The sequence below is a fragment of the Bacteriovorax sp. DB6_IX genome (genome assembly GCF_000447775.1).
GTDB lineage: Bacteria > Bdellovibrionota > Bacteriovoracia > Bacteriovoracales > Bacteriovoracaceae > Halobacteriovorax_A.
Window position 1 is genome coordinate 1 of sequence record NZ_AUNJ01000060.1, and the last position, 4473, is coordinate 4473.

Sequence of the window (4473 nt, forward strand, 5' to 3'; positions counted from 1 at the left end):
AACTAATATCAAAGAGATCTGACATATTCTCTAATAACGAAGCTATATAAACATCTTTCTCATGAATAAATCTAATTATCTCACTTCTAGCTCTGGCGTGTTGACTTTTGTACTCTTCACTTTCATCTTTTAATCTTGAATAATTATCGACGATGTAATTTTCAACTGCTATCGCAAAGACTTCTTCCTTAACTCCCATCTTGTGGACTAATTCATGAACGATTATCTTCATAAGATTCAACTCAAGGTCGGCCTTATGTAACTGACTAAACTTAGACCAAGAAAGACAGATTTTTGCTGTTATTGTGAAATTAGATACAGATGCGATTCTCTCATTTCCATAATGGTCAAAACACTGATTCTTAACTTCAATATCTTCAAATTCTAAAATAGTTGTCAGAGGAATATTTTGGATCGGAAAGATCTCCCCACACGTACTCCCTCTTAAATCAAAGCGATAATAAGTATTCTTTTCTAGAAACTTCTCTATTCCCATAATCTCACAAGACTTTCTATTGAAGTATGCAAAACGATGAAAGTCCTGAGTGATGATATCAAAGAAGTTTCCGACTTCATCTAGTAATGGTTTCTGATTTTGATAGACGTGATTTCCTGGTTCAAACTCGACCATTCTCTTACTATTGGCCAGCAGAAGGATATTCTCATAATGATTACGAGATTTTAAATTTCTATAAACTTGTTTTAACGTAAAATCAAAGAACTCACGAGTCGTATATTCTTGATCAGAGCCACCTCCATCGATAACTCCTCCACCAGACCCCTGCGAAGCAATCGTTAAAGTCTCTTCTTTTTGCACGACAACTTCCTTCTCTTTTTGACACGAGCTTAGCCCTAATAAAGAGATGAAAATGAAGATAAATGTCCTTTTAAAAGTAATCGTCATCTAAGTTCCTATAATTAAACTAAGAACTTAGTTGCAAATTTGAAGCCAATAAATAGCACTTATAGACGTGAGAATTGTCGAAACTTTAGACAGCTGTAAGTTAGGGGATCAGATAACTCCCAGACTAATCTTCAAAATAATCTTCAACGGCCTTGATAACTTTCTTACTCTCATCAAAGTTTGCGATGTGGAACATAGCATCTCCTCTTGTGACAAGTGGAAGTAAGTTTGCTCCAACTACGATTCCAGACTTTTCAGCAACGACCTCAACTCGAGATGAGCCGAATAAATCTGCGATAACAGCTAGCGTATCCCCTTCTTCGACGTAGTTTCCAATTTTAACCTTCGCACTAAAAGTTCCCCCATGCGGAGCTCTGACCCAATAGCTTGAGTTGGCAATGAAAGCAGGTTTTCTCTGGTACTTGTCACGAGAAGTGATCATGCCGATTTTCTTCATGACTCGAAGACAGCCTTTAAGTCCAACTTGGATGACATTTTCCTCGAATCGCAGGGCCTGTCCACCTTCAAAGAGAAGAATACGAACATTTCTCTTTCTCGCAGCTTCTCTAAGAGAGCCGTCTCGAAGTTTAGAGTTTATAATAACTGGGGCACCAAATTCTTTGGCAAGCTCTTCTGTTTCAATATTATCATCTAAGCTTGCTCTAATCTGAGGATAATTCGTTCTATGTACGGCCGCAGTATGGAGATCAATTCCGTGGGTACACTTAGAAACAATTTCCTTCATAAAAATATAGGCCATCTGGGATGCGAGTGAGCCCTTCTTTGTTCCAGGAAAAGAACGGTTAAGATCCTTTCGATCAGGAAGATAGCGACTTTTATTATTAAATCCAAAAATATTAACAACAGGAACGAGAATCAGTGTTCCCTTGATCTTTGAAAGAATCTTGCGTTTAAGAATTCGGCGAACGATCTCAACACCGTTGATTTCATCACCATGAATTGCCCCACTAATGAATAGGACAGGCCCTTTTTCTTTTCCTCGGATAACTTCCACAGGAATCTTAAGCTCTGTGTAGTCAAAGAGAGTCGAAACCTCTAGCTGAAGTTTCTTTCTCTCTCCTCTTTTTATCCTAGTCCCGCCAATAACGAGAACATCAGGATCTTTCTTAGTTTTCACCTTCAGTGGCCTTCTTAATATCAGAAACCTTAAGTCTCTTAGGTTTTGGCTTTCTTCTCTTTCTGACTTTTTCAGGAATCAGATCGCGCATAAGCTCCATCTTTCCAAAGCATAGTACTTTATCCTTGGCCTTGAGCTCTCTTTCAAGTTTAGGGTTAGGAATCACTTTTCCCCCACGGTGAAGAGTCAGCGCATTGAGGTTGCGATCCTCAACCATCGTTTCAAAAATTGTTCGACCAACAAACTCAGATCCTTTAGGAATTACAATTTCAGCAATTCCATATCCCTTACTAACAGAGAGTCTCTCTCTTAAGTCAATTTCTGGGTGACCAACTTTTGAATCAATATAATCAATCATGGCACCGGCCACATCAATTTTCGTACAAGCTTCAATTCCTTCAAGTCCTGGAGATGAGTTAATCTCCATAATCTGAGGCCCATCCTTACTTTCTAACATATCAACACCGGCGATTCCGAGTCCCATAATTTTGGCGGCCTTAATTGCCATCTCTTCATAGGCCGGATCAAGTTGGATTTTTTCAGTCTTTCCACCACGGTGAACATTACTTCTAAATTCTTGACCTTGAGCGACTCTTCTCATTGAAGCGACAACTTGGTCACCGACAACAATTGCTCTAATATCTTTTCCCTTACTCTCAGCAACGAATTTCTGAATAAGAATATTCTGCTTTTGGCTTTGGAAAAGCTCGATAATAGATAAGGCCGATTCAAGAGTGTATGCGAGAAGAACACCAATACCTTGTGTTCCTTCAATTAGTTTAATAATAATTGGTACCCCACCAACTCTTTCAATAGCAGGGAGAACATCTTGTTTATCTCTAACAAATGTCGTTGCAGGAATACCGATTTTATGACGACTTAAGATTTGAAAACTTCTTAGTTTATCACGTGAGTTAATAATTCCATCGGCCGAGCTAGGACTAAAGACATCCATCTGTTGAAACTGTCTTACAACTGCTGTTCCATAATAAGTAACAGATGTCCCAATTCTTGGGATGATGGCATCATAATGAGAAAGTCTCTTTCGTTTGTAGTAGAGATCAGGAGACTCTTCTTCTAAATCAAGTGCAAACTGAAGAGTATCAAGAACTTGAACTTTGTGACCTCGTGACTTTGCGGCCTCGAGTAATCTCTTAGTACTGTAGATTTTTGATGATCTTGATAGGATGGCTAATTTCATAAAACTCTCTCTATTCCTTTAATATTATACCTCAAATATAGTTAACTTTTTCCTAATTATATCTCAAAGTAAAACGATTTTACCTAAAAATAAAAATCGCCGAGAATTATTATCAGGAGGACGAGGAACATGACAAATGAAAACTTATCCCTTGATGAAAATAAAATTCTTCAGCTTAAGAAGATTCTACTTGAACAAAAAGAGGATATCCAGAACTCTTATAGTGCAATAAAGGACTTAGCGATCTCTTCTGATGAAACGAGTGATGTGGTCGATTCTGCAACTAGCTCAAGTCTTCATTCTGATGGTTTTCGATTTCTCAATCGTAGAACAAGTTATCTCAAAAAGATCAACAACTCTCTGCTTAAAATAAAGCTTGGAGAATTTGGAATCTGTGAAGAGTGTGATGGTGAAATCTCATACCGTCGACTTCTCGCCAGACCAACGGCCACACTTTGTATTGATTGCAAAGAGGACTCTGAGCACCAAGAAATCTCGAGACACAAAGTCTCTCAATCATATGGAAAGTCTATCGCGGAGATTTAGAATGGAGACAAAAACTCAATTAGTACAGGCCTTTGGTCTAACACTTTCTGAAACAGATGCAATTGCCATCAAGCAAGAGTTACTAAACCTCTATGAATCTTGCCCGATGCACAGCTTTATTGACTTGAACTTTACTTCGTCAAAAAAAGGCTATCAGGGCTGTCTCCTGATTCGCTCACAGAGATTTAATCTCAACATCAATGCCTTTGGCGCGCAACCACTAGAAGTCTTTGAGCACCTTCTGGCCAAGGCAAAATCCCACCTCAAATCTTGGAAGGAATCCAGATTTACAAATAGTCAGCTGATAGAAAGCTACTAGCCCTCTCCACGTCGCCAGATAACAGTATGTTATCTGGCCTTTTTCTTCTAAACTTGTCTGATTTCAAGTAAATATAGTATGCTGTCCCCTCAAATAGATGGAGATAGTATGAAATATATCGCAATATTCTTGATTCTTATGATGACTTTGGGAGAAGTGGCCGAGGCCAGATCTCGCTTTAAGCGTTCCTTTGGTAGACGTGCTTCAAGAAGTTTCTTCCACAAGAAGAATAAGACCACACCTTTTAAAAGAGATATGACAAAGAGAAACTCACAATCTCAACGAAAAATGGGAATACCAAGTCGTTCTCGAAGACCAAGTTTTCTCACAACAATGGCCGGAGCTTTTGCAGGAACAATGATTGG

Annotated in this window: 6 protein-coding genes; 3 read left to right on the forward strand and 3 right to left on the reverse strand. The window is 38.7% G+C overall.

What is annotated here, in order from left to right; translation table 11 throughout:
• The 3 genes from M901_RS01840 to rimK all read right to left on the reverse strand — a co-directional run.
• Positions 1-817: hypothetical protein (locus M901_RS01840; protein ID WP_157679763.1), on the reverse strand; the 817-nt coding region annotated here is incomplete at its 3' end.
• Positions 818-1028: 211 nt separating this feature from the next.
• Positions 1029-2048, reverse strand: coding sequence for a succinylglutamate desuccinylase/aspartoacylase family protein (locus tag M901_RS01845; RefSeq protein ID WP_034719582.1), 1020 nt, complete (start codon positions 2046-2048; stop codon positions 1029-1031).
• A complete protein-coding gene (rimK, locus tag M901_RS01850; protein ID WP_021276454.1) occupies positions 2032-3243 on the reverse strand; it encodes a 30S ribosomal protein S6--L-glutamate ligase in 1212 nt (403 codons plus the stop codon). Before rimK ends, M901_RS01845 begins: the two co-directional genes overlap by 17 nt.
• A gap of 129 nt (positions 3244-3372) precedes the next feature.
• Between rimK and M901_RS01855 the strand changes: the two genes are divergently transcribed.
• The 3 genes from M901_RS01855 to M901_RS01865 form a co-directional block, all read left to right on the forward strand.
• A complete protein-coding gene (locus M901_RS01855; protein ID WP_021276457.1) occupies positions 3373-3789 on the forward strand; it encodes a TraR/DksA family transcriptional regulator in 417 nt (138 codons plus the stop codon).
• Between the two features lies 1 nt (position 3790).
• Positions 3791-4108 carry a hypothetical protein gene (locus tag M901_RS01860; RefSeq protein WP_021276456.1) on the forward strand — a complete coding sequence of 106 codons (318 nt, stop codon included), beginning with the start codon at positions 3791-3793 and terminating at the stop codon, positions 4106-4108.
• A 108-nt stretch (positions 4109-4216) separates the two neighbouring features.
• On the forward strand, positions 4217-4473 hold a 257-nt coding region (locus tag M901_RS01865; protein WP_021276455.1), incomplete at its 3' end, for a hypothetical protein.